Consider the following 935-nt stretch of genomic DNA (forward strand, 5'->3'; position numbering starts at 1 on the left):
GGCGTGCTGCCGGTGGCGGGGAAAAACGCCGCCACGCTATCCCAAACAAAGTCCTCCATGGCCAGCTGCAGCACGGTGTCGTCGATGGTTTCAATCGAGGTGGGGCGCGCGCTGGTCGTCATCAATGCCTTGGCATCGCGTAGCGCGTCCATAAAGCTGGAGTAACGCACATTGACCAAGGTGGCGTGCTTGGGAATCGGCAGCACATTGAGTACCGCTTCATTCAAAAAGCCCAATGTGCCTTCCGAGCCACACAGCAGGCTGTTCAGGTTCAGTTGGCCTTTTGCTTCCCGCAGATGCGCCAGATCGTAGCCGGTTAAGCAGCGGTTGAGCGGCGGAAATTTCGCCTCAATCAGCTCACGCTGCTGGTCGATAATCTCAGCCGCGGTGGTATGCACGCGACCTAAAATACCTTCGTGCTGGCACTCAGCCTGCTCTTCGTCAGCGCTAAGCGGGCGGCTATGCAGGTGTTGACCTCCGAGCAGAACCGTATCCAGTTCCAGCACGTGGTCACGGGTTTTACCGTATTCGCAGCTGCCCTGGCCGCTGGCATCGGTGGAGATCATACCGCCGATGGTGGCGCGGTTAGAGGTGGACAGTTCCGGGGCGAAAAACAGCCCATGGGGCTTCAGCGCCGCGTTGAGTTGATCCTTCACCACGCCCGCCTGAACGCGTACCCGCCGTGCCTCTACGTCGATCTCGAGGATCTGGTTCATATGGCGGGAAACGTCCACCACGATGCCGTCGGTCAACGACTGGCCGTTGGTACCGGTGCCGCCACCCCGAGGCGTGAGCACGATATCGCGGTGGGGCAGCTCAGCAGCCAGCTTGGCAAGGCGCTCAAGGTCTTCCGCATGCTTAGGAAACACCGCCGCCTGGGGCAGGCGCTGGTAAATCGAGTTATCCGTTGCCAGCACCGTGCGGTTGGCATAGTC

Annotated in this window: 1 protein-coding gene; it reads right to left on the bottom strand. The window is 60.4% G+C overall.

Annotated features, from left to right (window positions below):
• Positions 1-935 (bottom strand): FAD-binding oxidoreductase (locus tag INT21_RS11805; RefSeq protein ID WP_193085216.1); only part of this gene is annotated, 935 nt, incomplete at both ends.

This window comes from Halomonas sp. 3F2F (assembly GCF_014897805.1).
Classification (GTDB): Bacteria; Pseudomonadota; Gammaproteobacteria; order Pseudomonadales; family Halomonadaceae; genus Vreelandella.